This window comes from Nitriliruptor alkaliphilus DSM 45188 (assembly GCF_000969705.1).
In the GTDB taxonomy this organism is placed as follows: domain Bacteria; phylum Actinomycetota; class Nitriliruptoria; order Nitriliruptorales; family Nitriliruptoraceae; genus Nitriliruptor; species Nitriliruptor alkaliphilus.
In genome coordinates, this window is the sequence record NZ_KQ033901.1 from 348,865 (window position 1) to 366,980 (window position 18,116).

General features: G+C 73.5%; 18 protein-coding genes. 4 read left to right on the forward strand and 14 right to left on the reverse strand.

From position 1 onward, the window contains the following. Positions 1-47: 47 nt before the first annotated feature. The 8 genes from NITAL_RS01565 to NITAL_RS26935 all read right to left on the reverse strand — a co-directional run bounded on the left by NITAL_RS01565 (position 48) and on the right by NITAL_RS26935 (position 6,196). Complete coding sequence (locus NITAL_RS01565; RefSeq protein ID WP_052664340.1) at positions 48-896, reverse strand: GNAT family N-acetyltransferase; 849 nt, start codon at positions 894-896, stop codon at positions 48-50. 22 nt (positions 897-918) lie between these two features. After that, entirely contained in the window at positions 919-1,926 is a 1,008-nt protein-coding gene (tsaD, locus tag NITAL_RS01570) for a tRNA (adenosine(37)-N6)-threonylcarbamoyltransferase complex transferase subunit TsaD (RefSeq protein WP_083441118.1), read from the reverse strand. Next, on the reverse strand, positions 1,923-2,396 hold the full coding sequence (gene rimI / locus NITAL_RS27735) for a ribosomal protein S18-alanine N-acetyltransferase (protein ID WP_169786688.1): 474 nt from the start codon (positions 2,394-2,396) through the stop codon (positions 1,923-1,925). Before rimI ends, tsaD begins: the two co-directional genes overlap by 4 nt. Continuing rightward, a complete protein-coding gene (tsaB, locus tag NITAL_RS01580; RefSeq protein WP_052664342.1) occupies positions 2,393-3,100 on the reverse strand; it encodes a tRNA (adenosine(37)-N6)-threonylcarbamoyltransferase complex dimerization subunit type 1 TsaB in 708 nt (235 codons plus the stop codon). The genes rimI and tsaB overlap by 4 nt, the downstream gene beginning before the upstream one ends. Next, on the reverse strand, positions 3,100-3,621 hold the full coding sequence (gene tsaE / locus NITAL_RS01585; RefSeq protein ID WP_052664343.1) for a tRNA (adenosine(37)-N6)-threonylcarbamoyltransferase complex ATPase subunit type 1 TsaE: 522 nt from the start codon (positions 3,619-3,621) through the stop codon (positions 3,100-3,102). The genes tsaB and tsaE overlap by 1 nt, the downstream gene beginning before the upstream one ends. Before the next feature lie 24 nt (positions 3,622-3,645). Continuing rightward, positions 3,646-4,332 carry a uracil-DNA glycosylase gene (locus tag NITAL_RS01590; RefSeq protein WP_052664344.1) on the reverse strand — a complete coding sequence of 229 codons (687 nt, stop codon included), beginning with the start codon at positions 4,330-4,332 and terminating at the stop codon, positions 3,646-3,648. Between the two features lie 230 nt (positions 4,333-4,562). Beyond that, positions 4,563-5,573, reverse strand: a complete 1,011-nt coding sequence (locus NITAL_RS01595) for an HTTM domain-containing protein (protein ID WP_052664345.1) — start codon at positions 5,571-5,573, stop codon at positions 4,563-4,565. Then, a complete protein-coding gene (locus tag NITAL_RS26935) occupies positions 5,570-6,196 on the reverse strand; it encodes a hypothetical protein (RefSeq protein ID WP_052664346.1) in 627 nt (208 codons plus the stop codon). Before NITAL_RS26935 ends, NITAL_RS01595 begins: the two co-directional genes overlap by 4 nt. Positions 6,197-6,666: 470 nt before the next feature. Here NITAL_RS26935 and NITAL_RS01605 point away from each other — a divergent pair, with 470 nt between their 5' ends. Continuing rightward, the gene (locus NITAL_RS01605; RefSeq protein ID WP_052664347.1) at positions 6,667-7,671 is read left to right on the forward strand and encodes a hypothetical protein; all 1,005 of its coding nucleotides are present in this window, start codon (positions 6,667-6,669) and stop codon (positions 7,669-7,671) included. Between the two features lie 127 nt (positions 7,672-7,798). Further along, positions 7,799-8,407, forward strand: coding sequence for an RNA polymerase sigma factor (locus NITAL_RS01610; protein WP_052664348.1), 609 nt, complete (start codon positions 7,799-7,801; stop codon positions 8,405-8,407). A gap of 8 nt (positions 8,408-8,415) precedes the next feature. On the opposite strand, the gene NITAL_RS01615 is transcribed toward NITAL_RS01610, so the two are convergent. The 4 genes from NITAL_RS01615 to glmS are packed head-to-tail and all read right to left on the reverse strand — an operon-like array spanning position 8,416 to position 14,002. Further along, positions 8,416-9,393 carry a P1 family peptidase gene (locus NITAL_RS01615; protein ID WP_052664349.1) on the reverse strand — a complete coding sequence of 326 codons (978 nt, stop codon included), beginning with the start codon at positions 9,391-9,393 and terminating at the stop codon, positions 8,416-8,418. Between the two features lie 57 nt (positions 9,394-9,450). After that, positions 9,451-10,578, reverse strand: a complete 1,128-nt coding sequence (gene alr, locus NITAL_RS01620; protein WP_169786689.1) for an alanine racemase — start codon at positions 10,576-10,578, stop codon at positions 9,451-9,453. An 11-nt stretch (positions 10,579-10,589) separates the two neighbouring features. After that, on the reverse strand, positions 10,590-12,170 hold the full coding sequence (locus NITAL_RS01625) for an NAD(P)H-hydrate dehydratase (RefSeq protein WP_157041563.1): 1,581 nt from the start codon (positions 12,168-12,170) through the stop codon (positions 10,590-10,592). Beyond that, positions 12,167-14,002 (reverse strand): glutamine--fructose-6-phosphate transaminase (isomerizing), encoded by a 1,836-nt coding sequence (gene glmS, locus NITAL_RS01630; protein WP_052664352.1) that lies wholly within the window; start codon positions 14,000-14,002, stop codon positions 12,167-12,169. The genes NITAL_RS01625 and glmS overlap by 4 nt, the downstream gene beginning before the upstream one ends. 157 nt (positions 14,003-14,159) lie before the next feature. On the opposite strand from glmS, the gene NITAL_RS01635 reads away from it, so the two are divergent. After that, positions 14,160-14,906 carry a hypothetical protein gene (locus NITAL_RS01635; RefSeq protein WP_157041564.1) on the forward strand — a complete coding sequence of 249 codons (747 nt, stop codon included), beginning with the start codon at positions 14,160-14,162 and terminating at the stop codon, positions 14,904-14,906. 68 nt (positions 14,907-14,974) lie between these two features. Continuing rightward, positions 14,975-15,688, forward strand: coding sequence for a hypothetical protein (locus NITAL_RS01640; RefSeq protein WP_052664354.1), 714 nt, complete (start codon positions 14,975-14,977; stop codon positions 15,686-15,688). Between the two features lie 317 nt (positions 15,689-16,005). Here NITAL_RS01640 and NITAL_RS01645 read toward each other — a convergent pair whose 3' ends face one another. Together NITAL_RS01645 and glmM are read right to left on the reverse strand one after the other, a co-directional pair. Further along, the gene (locus tag NITAL_RS01645) at positions 16,006-16,692 is read right to left on the reverse strand and encodes a hypothetical protein (RefSeq protein ID WP_052664355.1); all 687 of its coding nucleotides are present in this window, start codon (positions 16,690-16,692) and stop codon (positions 16,006-16,008) included. An 11-nt stretch (positions 16,693-16,703) separates the two neighbouring features. Beyond that, the gene (gene glmM / locus NITAL_RS01650) at positions 16,704-18,044 is read right to left on the reverse strand and encodes a phosphoglucosamine mutase (RefSeq protein WP_052664356.1); all 1,341 of its coding nucleotides are present in this window, start codon (positions 18,042-18,044) and stop codon (positions 16,704-16,706) included. Between the last annotated feature and the right edge of the window lie 72 nt (positions 18,045-18,116).

An 18,116-nucleotide genomic window follows, 5' to 3' on the forward strand; every position in this document is an offset into this window, starting at 1 on the left:
GTCTGCTCGCCGTTCCCCGAGACGATCGGTTCGGTCACCGGCACCGCTCAGGTGCGGACCGCCAACCTCCAGGCCTCACGGTCAACGAAGCCCGCCGCCGCGTAGGCGGCCAGCGCCGGGTGGTTGTCGGCCCGCACGTGCAACGAGATCGGTCGGGTCCGCGGTCCCTCGGCGATCGCCGTCCGGACCGCAGCGGCGACCGCCGCGCGGCCGAGGCCCTGCCCCCGCACCTCGGGGTCGGCGACGATGCCGGCGAGCTGGACGCCCCAGCGTCGGCTCGAGACCGAGCGTTCCAGCTTGAAGACGGGATCGCCGACCGGGCCGACGCACGAGACCAGCCCCTGGCGCACGGTCTGCTCGAGCCGTTGACGGTAGCCCCGCTCGCCGGCCCGACCAGGATCGGGGCCGAACCGGTCGTCGACGTGCAGACGGACCGCCAGCGCGGCCAGCTTCGGCAGGTCCGCAGGCTCGGCTCGCCGCAGGCCCGGGTCGGGCACCTCACGTGGGCTCGGGACGCGGTCGGGGTCGACCAGCAGGAACCGCTGGTCGTGCACGACCAGTTGCGGATCCTCGCCGAGGCCGCTGAGGAGCGCGTCACCGGCGGCGACGTCCGCCACCAGCAGCCGCCACCGCCGGGTCGGCAGCCCCGCGGCCGTGATGGCCTCGGCGTCCCCGCACGGCACCACGAGGCGGCCGGGGAAGACCACGGCCGCGGCCCAGCGTTCGTCGTCGGCCGCGAGTCGCACCGCTTCGGCCCCGAACGATTCGATGGCCGACAGCGCGAACATGTGGCGTTGCGCGCCCCCGGCCGGCGACGCCCAGTTCGCCAACCGGGCGGCGACGGTCTCGAGCTCGCCCGGCACGACCCGGCGCCAACGGAGGCGGGTGCGCTTCACGGCGCGGCCACGGGGTGGGCGCTCATCCGGCGAGCGGGAGGCTGGGGTCCACCGCCAGGTCCAGCGAGGCCGTGGTGCCGGCGGCGAGCAGGTTGGCTCCGGACGCCGCGACCATCGCGCCGTTGTCGGTGCACAGCGGGATCGACGGGATCAGCAACCGGACGCCGGCGCGTTCGCACGCGTCGCCCATGGCTTCGCGCAACCGGGAGTTGGCCGCCACGCCCCCGGCCATGACCAGCGTCTCGAGGGCCTGGTCACGGGCCGCAGCGAGGGTCTTGTCGACCTGGACGTCGACGATCGCCTCCTGGAAGGACGCCGCGACGTCGGCGAGGTCGGGTTCGATCCCCGCCGCCTCGAGCCGTCGCAGCTCGCGGATGACCGCGGTCTTGAGGCCCGACAGCGACACGTCGTAGTCGCCGCTGCCGGCCATCGCCCGGGGGAAGCGGAACGCGGTCGGATCGCCGTCCCGGGCCAGGCGGTCGATCTCGGGGCCACCGGGGTAGCCGAGCCCGATGAAGCGGGCGATCTTGTCGAAGGCCTCGCCGGCCGCGTCGTCGATGGTCCCGCCGAGCTGCCGGAACCGCCCGTCCGCGTCCATCGCGACGATCGAGGTGTGGCCCCCGGACACCACCAGCGCAGCCAGCGGCGGTTCGAGTTCACCGTGCTCGAGCTGGGCCACCTCGACGTGGGCGCGCAGGTGGTTGACGCCGAGGAGCGGCAGATCGTGCGCCAGGGCGAGACCCTTGGCCGCCGACACGCCGACCAGCAGCGCACCGATCAGTCCCGGACCGTGGGTGACGGCGATGGCGTCGACGTCCGACAGGCGGACGCCGGCCTCCACCAGCGCGTGGTCGATGGTCGGCAGCAACTGCTCGAGGTGGGCCCGAGCCGCGACCTCGGGGACCACACCGCCGTAGGGCGCGTGCAGCTCGATCTGCGAGGCGATGACGTTCGAACGCAACGTGAGGCGGTCCTCGACGATCCCGACGGCGGTCTCGTCGCAGGAGGTCTCGATGCCGAGCACGATCACGACCGTCCCTCCTCGAGCGGATCGCACCAGAGTACGACCGCCCCCTCACCGTCATCCTGGTAGTAGCCCGGCCGCACGCCCGCCTCGGTGAAGCCGAGGCGACGGTAGAGGGCCCGTGCCGCCACGTTGGACTCGCGGACCTCGAGCGTCGCCCGCCGGCTGCCGAGCCGCGCCGCCGCTTCGGACAGCAGGGCGGCCACCAGCGTGCGCCCGTGCCCGCGTCGACGGTGGTCAACGGCGACCGCGACCGACAGCACGTGGGCGTCCCCGGCGAGGTCGGCGACCCCACCGACGCCGACCACCTCCCCGGCGGTCTCGACCACGAGCCAGACCCGGTCCGTCCGGGCGAGCTCGTCGCGGAAGCTCGCCTCGGTCCAGGGTCGTGTGAACGCCGCTCGTTCGACCGCGAGCAGGGCCCCGAGGTCGTCGGTCGTGGCGAGCCGCACGTGCGCGACGTCACCGGCGATCAACCCGGCGCCTCGCCGCCGCGGAGCCGACCACGGGCCTGCCAACCGATGGCCGCGTCCGGGTGGCGCAGGTACAGCGGACGCAGCTGATCGGGCCGGACGGTCTCCTCCCGGACGAACCGCGGGTGGGCGAGCTCGGCGAGGTCGGCGGCGTCCGGCCAGCTCGGGGCGGCGACGTCGGCGACCCGGGCCAGGGGCTCGCGGTAGGACAGGCTGGCATCGCCGACCACCAGGCAGGGCTCGCCGAGCCCCTCGAGTTCGATCGCCAGGGCCTCGGCCGAGGTCAGGCGCACCTCGCCGACCAGCTGCACCCCGCCCGGGGAGGGGCGGTACAGCGCCCAGAAGATCTCGCCGCGGCGGGCGTCGATGGCCGCGCACAGCAGCCGGCGGGTGTGACGGGCGCGGAAGGCGAGCACGTCGAGGCCGCTGACCCCGACGGTCGGCAGTTCCCGGGCCGCCGCGAGGGTCTGCGCGGTAGCGATCCCGACCCGCAGGCCCGTGTACAGGCCCGGACCGGTCCCGACCGCGACGCCACCGATGCGGTCCAGCTCGAGGCCCGCGTGGTCGAGGCAGAAGCGCAACGCGGGTGCCAGGAACTCGCCGTGTCGCCGCGGTATCCCGAGCGAGGCCGAGGCGAGCACCTGCTCCCCGTCGACGATCGCGACCGAGGACCGCGACGTCGACGCCTCGATGGCCAGGACGCGCATCAGGCCTCCTCCCGCCAGGTCACCAGCGCGTCCGCGAGCGCCTCGCGGCGCGTGGCGGTACGTCCGCGCAGGCGGACGACGATGCGCCGCGCCGGGGGCTGGTCGGACCTCTGGCCATCCGGGTTGCCAACCTCCGTCGACGTCAGCTCCACCTCGAGGTGATCGGGCGGCAGCAGGGAGGCCACCGCGTCCCCCCACTCCACGAAGGTCACCACGTCCGGGGCGAGCACCTCGTCACCGAGCTCGAGCACGTCGCCGAGCCGGTCGAGGCGGTAGACGTCGCAGTGGACCACCGGGAGCCGGCCGCGGTAGTTGCGCACCAGGACGAAGGTGGGTGAGGTGACCTGCGCCTCCACACCGAGGCCCGCCGCGGCGCCCTGGACGAAGCAGGTCTTCCCGGCGCCCAGCTCACCGGTCAGCGCGACGACGTCACCCGCTTCGAGGTAGCGGGCGACCACCGACGCGACCGCACGTGTCGCGTCGGGATCGTCGGTGCGAAGGTGCAGCTCGGGGACCTCCACACCACCTCCGCGCTCCGCGATCGACTACCGGGCGGCGGCCGCCGGGACGTCGGTACCACGACGCGACCGCAGGTCCTCCAGCGTCTGCGCTCCCGTGGGGAGGCGCCCGTCGAGCACGGCCTTGGCCACCTGCAGGTCGCGGCGTATCGCGACGGCCGCGGAAGGCACGCCACGCACCACGTCGGTGGGGTGGTAGGTCGGGACCAGGGTGATGCCCTGGAGGACGTCGAGACGGTAGCCGGCGACGCGCTCGAGGGGGACCGGGCGACCGAGCAGCACGGCGCTGGCCGTCGCACCGAGCGCCACGATGACCCGGGGCTGCACCAGCGCGACCTGCGCGTGCAGGTGCGGCAGACAGGTCGCGATCTGCTCGGGGGTCGGGGGGCGGTCGTCGCCCGGGCGGCAGCGGACCACCGACGTCATGTGGACCTGGTCACGCAGCAGCCCGGCATCCGCCAGCGCGTTGTCGAGGACGTTGCCAGCAGCCCCGGCGAACGGCCGTCCCTGGAGGTCCTCGTGCCGCCGCGGCACCGCCCCGACGACCATCAGGTCGGCGTCGATCGGCCCCTCGCTGACGACGGGGCGAGTGCGGTCCTCGTGCAGGGCGCACGCCCGGCAGGATTCGATGCGTCGCTCCAGCTCGCGCAGCGAGCGCAGGGGCGGCAGATGAGCAGTCAGTTCCGCGCCTGTGCGCGGCTGGAACGTCGTCACGCCGGTCTCCTCCCACCGAGGTGTCCCGTCGGATCACCGGGCCCGGTGCGACGTCCCGCGCGCCGCCTCGGAGGTGATCCGTGTGCTACCGACTCCCGCGGCGACCGTACGGCCGACCACCCGGTCGGCCCGAATCGCCACCCGGAGGCAGACGGTCAGCGCGCGTTCGTTCCGGTCAGCGCGCGGAGCCAGGTCCTCGCCGCCCGGCCGTCGAACGGGAGGGGCGCCGATCAGCCGATCGCGGCATCCGAGCGCGGACCGGCCACCGGCGTCGGCGCGCCCCCGGTGGCCGCCAGGCGGTGCATCCCCGGGAGGCGTGAGACCGCCAGACGGGCTCGGATCGCCGCGAGCCACCGTTCCGCAGTGTCCTCGGCGGTGAAGCTCAGGTAGAGGGTGACGGCGACCGTCGAGAAGAAGCCGACGGCCATCGTGAGCTCGATCCCGAGGTGGAGCAGGACGCCGGCGACCACCACGTACACCCGGGCGCGGCGGTTCCACAGCAGCACCGCCAGCGCCAGCTCGATGACGAGCGTCGACAGGGTCATGACGTTGGTCAGCACCATCGAGTCGTAGATCGGCAGCGGGACCCCGACGCGGGCCAGGTCGGTGATCCGCCACGCGTCGGCCAGCGCGGTCCCGCTGGTCCACTTGTCGCCTCGCAGCTTCTCGAAGACGCTGAACAGGTAGACCGTGGTGATCTGGATCTGGAGGAAGCGCAGGCCCCAGGGGGCCGCGTGCGGCACCTCCCAGAACCGGGTCCGGTCGCGGCGCCAGCGGTCCACCGACAGGACCGATCCGGCCGGGGTGAAGGCGAGGAACAGGGTGGCGTGGCGCAGGAGGGCGTCGCCCGAGTTGAGCATCCACGGATCGCGGCGCGCCACCGACAGCAGCAGCAGGTAGGCGATGATGGTGGCGGCGCGGGTCCGCCACCCGATCGCGACCGCGAGACCGGCCGGGATCAGACCGGCGACCACCACCGTGGCGGCGAGGTCGGTCCGCCAGAACTGCAGGAGGCCGACCCGCGCCCGGACCTCCGGCACCTCGGGCAGGACTCCTTCGGGACCGAGGAACGCCCGGGCATCCGGGAGCAGCGAGAGCCCCCACAGCGCGATGACCACCCCGAGCGCGACACGCAGGAAGGCGAGCGGCGCGACCGACCGCGGGGCGAACCAGAACCGGTCCCACGCCGCGACGCTGCGCTCGCGGTCCGAGGCGATGCGGGTACGCAGGCCGTCGATCACGGGTCCACCTCGGCATCGTCCGCCGGTGCCGAGCGGAACAGCAGCTCCTCCTCGAACGTCGGGGTGCGGTCCGCAGCCTCGCCGGAGCCCGGCCGGGGTTGGCGGTGGGTGCCGCGGAAGAGGCGGATCTCGGCGATCGGCGCCGCGTCGGGATCGTCGAACTGCACCCGCAGGTACCCAGCCGCGCCGCGGTGGAGCCGCGACGCCTCCGGGTCGACGACACCGTTGGCCCACTTGCGCCAGCGGTAGGTCCGGTAGACCCCGACGATCCGATCGCCGACGGGAGGGATCCACTCCTCCACGGTGCCGTCGACGCGCTCGATCTCGGCCCGCAGCCGCAGGAACGTGCTGCGCGGGTTGGGGGCGAACAGTGCCCAGTTCTGGCTGAGCCCCGTCACGTCGGTGATCGGACGCTCCACGAGCCGCAACTGCTCGCGCAGCTCGGAGTCGGGCAGGTTCGACACCAGCATCGCACCGAGCAGCAGCACCGCCACGACGTTCGACAACCGCCGCCCCGCGCGTGTCTGCGTGAGCGGCAGATCGGCTGGTGGCGGGCGCAGCTCACCCTCCGACACGCCGACGTCGGGCCCCGCGTCGGCGGGTGGTTCGTCGGTCCTGGACACCTACAGCTCCTGCGCCGTACCGGGTGACGACGGGTGCGGCTCCTCGGTGGGACGTCGCAGTTTCGCCGTGGTCGCGCCGCACTCGATCATCCTCGCGGCTCCGAGCGAAGAACGCACGCGTTCAGGGCGATCGTGGACCCACCGTAATCAATCGATAGCGCTCCGTGACGGAAGCGGCCGCAAGGTCACGACAGGTGGCCCTTCTGGCGCACAGCCCCGTTCCTCGGGCCGTCCCAGTCGTTACACAGCGTGAGTCGGCGCCTGGTCCGCGTGCTGGACCGGCGCCCTCAGCAACGGGGGGCCATCCGAGGTCCGCCACCTGGGACGTGACGATCCTCCGACGGTCGACGGTCGCCCGGCGCAACCCGCGCCGAGGTCGGTGGGGAGCGAGTGGCGAGACCGCCCCGGGCCTGCCCACGCGGCGCGTCGGGACGTCTCCCGCCGTCCGCCGCCGACCCGAAGGAGATCCTATGACCACCCGCCGAACCTCGCGCCGAGCGCGTCGAGGGCTCACGACGAGCCTCGCGCTGGGCGTACTGCTCGCTCCGAGCGCGGCCCTCGCCACCGCCGCCACGGGCGCCGATGAGCCCGCCTCCACCACCACGACCAGGACCTGCGACCAGGTCGGCTTCCCGAGCGGGAACAAGGTCGAGAGCGGCGGCGGCCAGACCGGCAGCGTCGCTGGCCCCTGGGGCAGCGCCGAGTGGTCGGGACAGACGATCACCTGGACCCTCGAGGAGGGCGCGAGCGTCGAACTCTGCGTGAAGTACGGGGGTGGGCGCGACGGCGACGAGCCCGAGACGTTCACGGTGACCGGTTCGGGGTCGCAGACCTTCCCGCGCGGTATCAGCCACGTGTCGTGGCGCGACGCGGCCACGGACGACGACGGCGGTGGCGACGACGACGGCACCGACGACGACGGCACGGACGACGGCCAGAGCGACGACGGCGGTGTCGACGACGACGGCACCGACGACGACGGCGCAGACGACGGCCAGAGCGACGACGGCGGTGTCGACGACGACGGCACCGACGACGACGGCACCGACGACGGCCAGAGCGACGACGGCGGTGTCGACGACGACGGCACCGACGACGACGGCGCAGACGACGGCCAGAGCGACGACGGCGGTGTCGACGACGGTGGCGCGGACGACAGCGTCGGCGCGGACGACGGAGCCGACGACGGAGCCGACGACGGAGCCGACGACGCTGCGGGCACCGACGACGGTGACACCGCCGTCGGAGGCGTCGTGATCGATGGTGCCGGCGACACCGACGGTGCTGACGGCGGCGTGACCGTCGTCGTCACCCCCGCCGGCGACGACACCGAGGTCCTCGGGGTCTCCCAGGCTGCACTGCCGACGACGGGTGGCCACGCCCTACCACTCGCCGCGCTGGCGCTGCTGCTGCTCCTCCTCGGAGGCACGGCGGTGGGCACCACCCGGGCGACGGCCGATCGAACCGCCAGCTAGGCAGGAGGCCGGGCGGTGGAGGGTCCGATCGGGCCCTCCACCGCCGCCGATCACCGCCGCCGATCACCGGCGGCGGATCCGACCAGACCAGCGATTCGAACTGTGACGCGACGCACGGAGGGGCCGCGTGACCACGGGGGCCGAGCCGCCCATCGACGACGACCCATCCGTCGATGGGTCATGGGGGCCATCCGAGCTCCCCGACATCGCGCTCGTCGCACGGGCCAGCGAGCTCGGCGACGAGAGCGCCTTCACCATGCTGCTCGACCGGCACGCGGACCGGCTCCACGCCGTCGCGCTCCGGATCGTCGGGTCCCCGGAGGACGCCGAGGACGTGGTCCAGGAGGCGTCACTGCGCATCTGGCGGGGTCTGGCCGGCTTCCGCGGTGATGCCCGGTTCTCGACCTGGAGCCACCGCATCGTCACCAACGTGGCGCTCGACCACCTCCGGCGCCCGCCCGCCGCCACCGCCACCGACCGACCAGCGCGCGTCGACCACCTCGACCCGGCACGTCACAGCATCGGCCGGGAGGCGGTGGGCCAGCTGTGGGAGGCCGTCGCCTCGCTCCCACCTGCGCAGCGGACCTGCTTCCTGCTCAGCGAGGTCGCCGGGATGGCACACGACGAGATCGCCCGCGAACTCGCGATCACCGTCAGCGCCGTCAAGAACCGCCTGTACCGTGCTCGGACGGTGCTCGCAGCCGTGATCGAGGACCCGGACAGCGGTCACACCTGAGCCGACCGTCAGACGCCGTCGGCCAGCCCCGGCAGACCGTCCCGCCCGACCGCAGTCAGGGGACCGCGGCGGACCGCCTCGGCGACCGCCTCCGCAGCCAGGTGCGCGACGAGGTCCAGCGACGCCTCGACCTGGCCCGTGGCCAGGCAGAACAGTGCGTCGCCGTCCGCCTCGGTGTGAGCGGGCCGGACGGCGCGCGCGACACCGGAGTGACCGAGGTCCGCCACCCGGTGCGCGTCCCGCTTGTCGAGCCGTGCGTCGGTGACGATGACGCCGATGACCGTGTTGCTCGTCGGCCCGCCGTCGGGCGCTGCTCGTGTCGGCCCTCCCCCGCCCGGTGCAGCAGGGGCCACGCCCGGCGGCGGCACGAAGGGGAACCGCGGCGCGTCGTCGTCGATCCGCGCCCGCGCCAGCCAGGTCCCGTCCTCGCCCACCAGTTCGCCGACGGCGTTGTTGGCCACCAACGCCCCCACGGTCACACCGCCACCGCGATGTACGGCGATCCCCTGGCCGCCACGCCAGCCACGATCGAGGCCACCCACCTTCGCGATGGTGCAGCCAGCACCCACACCGAACCCGCCCTCCGGCGGATCGTCGGCACTGGCCGCACCGCACGCAGCGGCACCGGCATCCGCGTCGGGGCGTGACGGCGGGTCCAGGACGGCACGGTCGAGCACGATCGCTGCTCCGACGATCGGCACGTGGGCGCCTGCGACGGGGTAGCCGACGCCCGCGGCCTCGAGCCACCGCACGACGCCGTCAGCCGCAGCCAGTCCGAACGCCGACCCCCCGGCGAGCACCACACCGTGGCAGACCGTCAGCTTGCCGTGCACCCCGAGCGCTGCTGCCTCGCGGGTACCGGGTGCCGATCCCCGGACCGCCACCGCGCCGAGGGTGCCCGCCGGGGGGAGCACCACCGTGCACCCCGAACCTCCCGACGGGGCCGTCCAGGTCCCGACGCGCACGCCGTCGACTCCGAGCGCCATCCGCGGTCCCTCCCGTCGTCGGCGGGCCGTCCACCCGCCCACCCAGGCGGCCGGAGCCTACCCAGCGGCCGGTGGCTGGCCTCCGACGTAGGTGCGCGGGAGCCGGGAGGTCAGCTGCGAGGTCAGCTCGTAGGTGATCGTGCCGAGGTGGCGGGCCCAGTCCTCGACGCGCAGTTGCTCGTCGCCCTGCCGTCCGAGCAGGACCACCTCGTCACCCACCGCCGGTTCCAGGTCGCCGCACCACACCAGGAGCTGATCCATGGTCACGGTGCCCGCGATGGGCCGCCGCGCCCCTCCGAGCAGCACCTCGCCGTGGCCCGTGAGACGTCGCGGCACCCCGTCCGCGTACCCGACGGGCACCGTCGCGACCCAGCCGTCGGTGGGGGCGGCCCACCGGTGGCCGTAGGAGACCGCGGTACCCGCCTCGACCCGTTTGGCGAAGGAGACCTGGCTGACGAGCGACAACGCGGGGAGCAGGCCGTGCTCGGCCGCGTCGACGGCAGGTGCTGGCGACAGTCCATACACGCCGATCCCGGGCCGCACGAGGTCGTGGCGCGCGGCCGGGTGGAGGAGGGTGCCCGCGGTGTTGGCGGCGTGGATCCACCGCGGCTCGAGGCCGAGCCCCCGGGCTGCGGCCAGGAAGCGCTCGAACCCCGCGAGCTGGTCACCGGTCACGTCGCGTTCCGGCTCGTCAGCGCAGGCCAGGTGGGTCATCAGGCCGTCGACCACGAGGCTCCGAGCCCCGGCTGCCTGACGCAGGAGGTCGGTCCAGGCACGAGGAGGGACCCCGACCCTGCCCATGCCGGTGTCGGCCTTGACGTGGACCGACACGGTCTCGCCTCGGTCGGCAGCCGCCGCATCCAGCGCGGCGAGGAACGGTGGCTGGTAGACCACGGGGGTCAGCCGGGCGTCGAGCAGCGCACCGATGCCGGCCACCGGGGGTTCCGACAGGAGCAGGATCGGCGCGTCGATGCCCGCCCGCCGCAGCGTCGCCCCCTCCTCCACGAGCGCGACCCCGAGCCAGGACGCCCCCGCCTCCAGGGCGGCACGTCCGACCTCGACGGCACCGTGCCCGTACGCGTCGGCCTTGACGACGGCGCACACCTCGGTCCCCGCCGTGGCGGCCAGCGTGCGCACGTTGTGTCGGACGGCGGCGAGGTCGACGCGGACCACCGTGGGACGCACCTGCGGACCGTTCACGGCACCGGCCGACCGTCGAGGAGGTCCCCGAGCACCCCCGGCAGCGCAGCGAGGAGATCGGTGGCCGTCGTGCGACCGGCGCGACCGGCGCCGACCCGTTGACCGGCCACCGCGTGCCACCAGACGGCCTGGGCGACCGCGAGGGGGACGTCGTCCGCGCCGGCGATGGCGGCGGCGACGATCCCGGCGAGCGCGTCGCCGGTGCCGCCGCTGCCGAGCGCTGGCCCGCCGTGCGGGCACACCCAGACCCGGCCGTCGGGCGCGGCGACCATGGTGCCGGGCCCCTTGGCCACGATCGTGGCGCGGTAGCGGGCAGCGAGGTCCGGGACGCGCTCGACCCGGTGCGCCCAGGCGTCCGGCCCGTCGTCACCACCACCGATCCGAGCGAGCTCACGCTCGTGCGGGGTGAGGACGAGGTCGCCGGTGTGGTCCGCCAGGGCCTGCGGGTCCTCGCGGTGGACGTTGAGCGCGTCGGCGTCCAGGACCAGGCGGTGGGCCGAGCCCCGCAGGTGCGCGACGACCTCGCGCACACCGCTGCCCCGTCCGAGGCCGGGGCCGGCGACCACCACGTCGACCTCCGAGGGGTCGGGCAGACCGCTGGGACCAGCCAGCTCGCCGTCGTCGCTGCCCGCCACACCCCGGACCATGACGCCAGCGTCGGTCCGGGCGGCGACCTCGGTGCGGACGGGGTCGGGGGCGGCCACCGTGACGAGGCCGGCGCCGGCGCGCAGGGCCCCGGTCGCGGCCAGCGAGGCGGCACCGGAGGTCCCGACCGCACCCGCGACCACGAGCACCGTCCCGCGGGCGCGCTTGTCCGCGTCGACCTCGAGGTCAGCAGGAGCGGCGCCCGCCGCGGTCAAGCCGTGCCAGGACACCGGGCCCGGGTCGTAGTGGACCCCGAGGTCGCCGACGACGATGCGGCCCGCGTGCTGAGCTCCGGGGTGCAGCAAGAGGCCCCGCTTGTGTGCGCCGAAGGTCACCGTGAGGTCCGCCTGCACCGCGCCCTCGCCGGCTGAACCGTCGTCGGCCGACACCCCGGACGGCACGTCGCAGGCGACCACCGGGGTCCCTCGACCGTGCGCGAGGCGGAGCGCCGCCGTGGCCTCCCCCGCCGCGCCGCGTGGTGCCCCGCGGGCCCCCGTGCCGAGCAGGCAGTCAACGGCCACGTCGCACCAGGCCAGCACGTCGGCGAGGTCCCCGGTGCCCGCCGAGGTCCGGCCACCGGCCTTCAGCCAGGCGCGGCGGGCCGTCGCGGTCGCCTCGGACACCTCGACGTCGGTGCCGTCCACCGCGACGATCCACACCTGCGCGCCAGCGGCCCGCAGGAGCGGTGCTGCGGTCCAGCCATCGCCCCCGTTGTCCCCCTTGCCGACCAGGATCGCGACGCGCAGCCCGTAGCGACGACCGGCGAGCCGGAGCACACCGCGGGCGAGGTGCCCGGCCGCCCGCGTCATGAGCCCCTGCCAGGTGTCCCCCGCCGCCACCGCCGCCTGGTCGCCGGCGCGGGCCGCTGCCGCGTCGAGCAGCGGGAAGGCGAGCTGCGGCTCGCGCATCGACGGACCCCCCGTGCGGCTCACTCGACCGTGACGGTCTTGGCGAGGTTGCGGGGCTGATCGACGTCCTCACCACGTGCTGTGGCCACGTGGTAGCTGAACAGCTGGAGGGGCACGACCGACAGGACCGGCCCGGCGAGCTCGTGCGGTGCCTCGGGCAGCGTCAGGACGTGGTCGGCGTGAGCCTTCAGGTCCGACACCGACCCTTCGGTCCCGATGGCGAGGACGGCTGCGCCACGGGCACGGACCTCCTGGATGTTGGACACCATCTTGCCGAACACGTGCCCGGCCGGGGCCAGCGCGACCACCAGCGAGCCCTCCTCGATCAGGGCGATGGGACCGTGCTTCATCTCGCCGGCCGGGAAGGCCTCGGCGTGCAGGTAGCTGATCTCCTTGAGCTTCAGGGCGCCCTCGTAGGCGATGGGCAGGCCGGTGTGTCTGCCGATGAACATCGTGTACGGCGCGTCCTGGTAGCGCTCGGCGAGGTTGGCGACCTGCGGGTCGAGCTCGAGGACCTGCTCGAGGGCGGCAGGGATGCGCTGGAGGCGCTGGAGGATGTCACCGATCTCGGAGCTGTACATCCGACCCCGCTGTTGGGCGAGGTAGAGGCCGAGCAGCAGACCACCGACGATCTGGGTCGTGAACGCCTTGGTCGACGCGACGGCGACCTCGGGACCCGCGTGGGTGTAGAGCACCCCGTCGGCTTCGCGCGCGAGGGTCGAGCCGACCACGTTGACCAGCGCGATGACCGGCGCCCGCTGGTCACGGGCGTGGTTGGCCGCCGCGATCGTGTCGCTGGTCTCGCCCGACTGGGAGATGGCGATGACCAGGGTGTGCTCGGACAGGATCGGGTCGCGGTAGCGGAACTCGCTGGCGACCTCGACCTCGACGGGGATGCCCGCCCAGTGCTCGATGGCGAGCTTGGTGACCATGCCCGAGTGCAGCGAGGTCCCGCAGGCGAGGATGAAGACCTTGTCTATCCGGGCGATCTCACCCTCGTCGCTGCGGAGCTCATCGAGGTGCAGTCGGCCATCGGCCAGCCGGTCGCGCAGGGTGTCGGCCACGGCCTGGGGCTGCTCGTGGATCTCCTTGAGCATGAAGTGGTCGTAGCCCTGCTTCTCGGCAGCGTCGAGGTCCCAGTCGACCGAGTAGCGGTGGGGCTCGACCGCGTTGCCGTCGACGTCCACCACCTCGTAGCCCTCCGGGGTGATGCGGGCGATCTGGCCGTCGAGCAACGCCGCCACGTCGCGGGTGTGGGCGATCAGTGCCGCGACGTCCGAGGCGCAGTACCCGACCCCGTCGGCGTGCGCGACGATCAGCGGGGCCTCGTGCTTGGCGACCACGATGGTGTCGGGATCGTCCACGGCGACGAAGCAGAGCGAGAACGCCCCCTCGAGCTGGGCGACCACGGTCCGCACCGCGGCGAGCAGGTCGGGGGTGGTCTGCGCGGCCAGCTCGCGGGCGACGAGGTGCGCGGCCACCTCGGTGTCGGTCTCGGAGGCGAAGGTGACGTCATCGCCGAGGGAGGCACGCAGCGCCTGGTAGTTCTCGATGATGCCGTTGTGGACGACCGCTACACGCCCGGACGGGTCGAGGTGGGGGTGGGCGTTGACGTCGTTGGGCGCCCCGTGGGTCGCCCAGCGGGTGTGGCCGATACCGATCCGGCCGGCGGTCGGCTCGTCCTCGAGGGCCGCGGTCAGGTTGCTCAGCTTGCCGGCGCGCTTGAGGTACGCCAGTTCCTGCCCGCCGACCACGATGCCGGCCGAGTCGTACCCGCGGTACTCGAGCCGTTGCAGGCCGGCCACGATCCCGTCGACGGCGTCGTCTCGTCCGGTGATACCGATGATGCCGCACACGGACGCGCCTTCCGGAACTCGAGCTGGTGCAAGGGGACACGGGAGGTTACCGAGGCCGGGCAACGCCCCCGCGTGGTCACCACCTGTCCGCCGCGCCACCGCAGCACGGCGCTGTAGGCTGCCACGTCGGCCAGGGGGGCCGGGGGCAGGGGGCGTCGTGGCCACGGACACCAGATCGGTCCCGGATCAGCCCGGTGGCGGGACCGGCCCCGGAGCGCCCGCGGGCGCCGGCCCAGGAACACCCGTCGACGCCGCCCCCGGCCTCCCCCGCCGCTGGCGCCCCCTGGTGGTCGTCCTGGTGGTCGTGGTGCTCGGGCTGGTCGTCTGGGCGGTCGCACACCAGGTCCGCACCTCCCGGACGCAGCTGGACTCGGGATTCTTCATGGGACCGACGACCATCACCGGTGCTCCCAACGCCTCGGTCTCGACCCCGTTCTGGAGCGGTCACGTGATCCAGATCGAGGACCGGATCACGATCGAACGCATGATCAGCGTCTTCAACGAGGGGCCACGAGCGCTGACGGTCACCGACGTCGACGGCCTCCTCGATGACCTGCGGGTGGAGGCACCAGGCGGGGACCGTTGCCGCCTCGGTACGGATACCGCGGAGGTGGCGTTCGCCGACGAGGCGTCCTACATGCCGGTCGGGGACCCCGTCCCGTTCGACGGCGACCTGGTCCTCGAACCTGGCGTCCAGGCGCTGTTCTGGCTCACCGGGACCTTCCGCGGCGGCGGTCCGGACTGCGGACCGGACGCCGAGGCGTCCACGCAGTCGGTCCTGTTCGACTACACCGTCGGCGGACGCGAGGACTTCGCCGTGGTGGAGGCGCCCCACCTGGTGTTCACCGGTGACCTCGAGGCGTGGCTCGACGGCGCGCTCACCGTGACCCGCGACGGCGGGTGACCCTCGAGGTCCCGACGACCGACGATGCCGCAAACGAGCGGGCCTTAGCGGGGACGGGGAGGCGCCAGGTGACCACGCTGGACGTACCGGAGCAGGTCGAGGCTCCACCTGGGTCGGACGGCGGGCAGCGGCCGCGCCGCCGTCTGTGGTGGGTGATCGTCGCCGTCCTCGCCGTCGCCGCGGTGGCCCTCATCGTCCGCCAAGCGGCAGATGCGCGCATCGAGGTCACCTCCGGCTGGGGCGGGGGGCTCCCCGACGAGGTCGGCGGCGTCGCCGTGGACGGTGCGCCGGCCGCCCACATCGGGACCCCCTTCGGCAGCGCCGCCGTGGTCGAGATCCGAGACACGATCGCGGTGGAGCGACTGTTCAGCATCGCTCACGAGGCCGACCGGACCGTCTCCATCATCGACATCGACGGGGTGCGCGCCCGGGCCAGCGGGATCCTGGTCGACGAGGGTGGATGCCAGCTGGCATCCACCGACGCCGCCATCTGGGCCACCTCGAGCGGACAGCTGCCGGCCGACGCCCGCGCAGCAGCCGCGCCGTTCACGGGTGCGTTCTCCCTCGAGCCGGGCGAGACCGCGTTCGTCTGGCTCACCTCGGTCTTCACCGGCACCTCGTGCTCGGACGACCGTCGGGACATGGTTGGTTCCTCGGGCGTCCTCGTCGATCACGCCGTCCGCGGCACCGAGGCGACGAGCAGCATCGAGCTCGACACGCTGTGGTTCGTGTCGGACCTCGACGCCTTCCTCGAGGACGCGGTCGAGATCACCCGTCGCTGAGCCCGTCAGCGGGTGCTGCTGGCGGGGCCCAGCAGGACGGCAGTCCGGGGGCATCGCAGCCATGACGGGCATCGCTCAGGGCGGTTCGCGCCAGCCTCGTCCGGTGACGCCAGCCTTCGACGGTGACGCCGGAACGGCGTTGGACCGCCGTCTGCCGTCACCGTCGTCTTCTCACGTCACCGAGCGACCCCGACGACCGGTGGACAACCGCGCCGAGGAACGCGTAGGGGCCGCCGATGGTCACGCCGAGCGTGCTCACTGCTCCCTCCGAGGTCGTCCCGGCGTCCCGGTGGCGGCCGGCTGCGGACCCTACCTACCTAGAGGTCGACGCGGACCCGGTGGTCGCGCTCCACGTCGAGCCGGTCGTCGTCGAGCTCGAGCTTCACCTGCCAGCGTTCCTCGTCACGCCGGACCTCGAGCTCGAGCTTCCTGCGGCTCTCCTTGCGCTCGGTGACCTCCCACCCGTCGGCGATCGCCAGGTCGTCCACGACCAGGCGGTCGCCGGCGATGGACACGGCGACGCTGCCCGCGGCGCCGATATCGAACGTGCCGGGGCCGGCGAGCTCGAGGTCGTGCTCGGTGTCGACCTCGAGGCGGCTGGCGTCGTCCTTCAGCTCCACCTCGAAGGTGGATGTCTGCCCGTCACGTTCGAGTTCGACCTCGATGCCGTCGCCATCGGCCGAGACCTCCGCGACGGTCCAGCCCTGCGCCGGGGCGACATCGTCGAGCACCAGGCGGTCGCCGACCACCGAGAACGTGACCGCGCCCGCGTCGCCGATCCGCCACGTGCCTGGCCCGGCGGTGGTCGCCTCGACCACCTCGTCCACCGGATCGCCCTGGTCCGCCGGTTCCCCCGGGTCGCCTCCATCCTCCGGTTCCTCCGGAGCGTCGGCGGCCACGTCACCGTCGTCGAGCGCGATCGGGTCGCTCGGCCCGCTGTCGTCACCGGAGCAGCCGCCGAGCAGCACGGCGACCAGCACGGGCACGGCGAACCGACGCGGCACGGGCAGGCCTGTCAGACGGTGAGGTGGTCGCGGACCGCGTCCGCGATGACGTCGACGGCACGCTGGGCGTCGTCCTCGGTCTCGGCTTCCGCCATGACCCGCACGATCGGTTCGGTCCCCGACGGCCGCAACAGCACCCTGCCGCCGTCGCCGAGGCGTTCCTCTTCGGAACGGACCACCTCCCAGATCGCATCCGCGTCGGGCAGGCCCGCCCGGTCCACGCCACGCACGTTGACCAGCACCTGCGGCAGCCGGGTCATGACCGTCGCCAGCTCCTTGAGCGAGGCGCCCGTGGAGCGCACCACCGACAGCAACTGCACGGCGGACAGGATCCCGTCACCGGTGGTGGCGTGATCGAGCGCGATGAGGTGGCCCGACTGCTCACCGCCGAGGTTCAGGCCGCGCTCGCGCATCGCCTCGAGGACGTAGCGGTCGCCGACGGCCGTCTCGACGACCTCGACGCCGAGCCCGGCCATGGCCCGTTTGAACCCGAGGTTGGTCATGACGGTGGTCGCGACCGCGTTCTCCGCGAGGGTCCCCTGGTGGTGCATCTGGCGAGCGAGGACGGCGAGGATCACGTCGCCGTCGATCTCGGCACCCTCGTGGGTCGCAGCGATGAGCCGGTCGGCGTCACCGTCGTGGCTGATGCCGGCGTCGGCGTCGTGGGCGAGCACCGCCTGGGCGATGACGTCGGGGTAGGTCGACCCGCACGCGGCGTTGATGTTCTCACCGTCGGGGGTGCAGTGGATGGTGATGACCTCGGCACCGAGCTGCCGGTAGACCTGTGGGGCGATCGACGACGCCGCTCCGTTGGCACCGTCCACGACCACGCGGAGGCCCGTCAGGTCGACGTGGGCGAGCCCGACGATGTGCTCGATGTAGCGGCTGACGGCCGCGGGGTCGCGCAACCGACGTCCGACGCCCGTCCCGGTGGGGCGTCGTGCGGCGTCCGAGTCCATCAGCTCCTCGAGGCGTTCCTCCTCCTCGTCGCTGAGCTTGTAGCCGTCCGGACCGAAGATCTTGATGCCGTTGTCACCGACGGGGTTGTGCGACGCCGAGATCATCACACCTGCCGCGGCCGCGGAGCGCTTGGTCAGGTAGGCGACCGCGGGCGTCGGGACGACGCTGACCGAGACGGCGTCCGCACCGGCGGATGTCAGGCCGGCGATCAGCGCGGCGTCGAGCATCTCGCCCGACCAGCGTGGGTCACGGCCGATGAGCACGGTCGGCCGCTTGCTGCCGCCTTCGTGCAGGACCGTACCGAGGGCACGACCGACGCTGATGGCGAGCTCGGGCGTCAGATCGACGTTGGCCTTCCCGCGGATCCCGTCGGTCCCGAAGATGCGTCCCACCCTGGCTCCTGCACTGTCGCTCGGCCGCTGCCTACCGGGCGGAGCGTACGACGCGGAGCGGTGAGGGGTGGT

What these genes read in the sequence shown, in the direction of transcription:
- NITAL_RS01615 (WP_052664349.1), bottom strand. Translation starts at nt 9,393, where the DNA reads ATGGCGCTCGGAGTCGACGGCGTGCGCGTCGGGACCTGGACGGCCCCG.
- tsaB (WP_052664342.1), bottom strand. Translation starts at nt 3,100, where the DNA reads ATGCGCGTCCTGGCCATCGAGGCGTCGACGTCGCGGTCCTCGGTCGCG.
- NITAL_RS01605 (WP_052664347.1), top strand. Translation starts at nt 6,667, where the DNA reads ATGACCACCCGCCGAACCTCGCGCCGAGCGCGTCGAGGGCTCACGACG.